The organism is Pseudomonas shirazensis, from assembly GCF_050496565.1.
Lineage (GTDB): Bacteria > Pseudomonadota > Gammaproteobacteria > Pseudomonadales > Pseudomonadaceae > Aquipseudomonas > Aquipseudomonas shirazensis_A.
In genome coordinates this window covers 1-301 of the sequence record NZ_JBNWAE010000064.1, presented here as the reverse complement: position 1 = coordinate 301, position 301 = coordinate 1, and the positions used below count along the sequence as shown (strand labels likewise).

The 301-nt window shown below is 59.8% G+C and carries 1 protein-coding gene; it reads left to right on the top strand.

Features of this window, described 5'->3' with window-relative positions; translation table 11 throughout:
- Window positions 1-301 (top strand): immunoglobulin-like domain-containing protein (locus tag ACQZ2L_RS25135; protein ID WP_430328328.1); only part of this gene is annotated, 301 nt, incomplete at both ends.

Genomic DNA, 301 nt, shown 5'->3' with positions numbered 1-301 from the left:
TGAAGACGTCTACAAAGACGGTAGCGAAGTGACTGCGACCGTCACTGCCGTCAACGGCGGTAACTTCGAAGCTGTGGATCTCACTGGCGCGACCACCACTGTTGCTGTCGAAGACACCATCGACACCACCACCGTGGCCGTCACTGCCGAAGCCGCGAAGGAGGGTGATGCCAACCTCACCTTCAACTTCCAGCTCAGCAACCCGCCGCAGGCTGGTAGCACCACGACTCTGACCGTCAACGTCGGTGGCACTAACTACACCGTCAACATTGGCGCCGATGGCAAGGGCACCCTTCAGGTC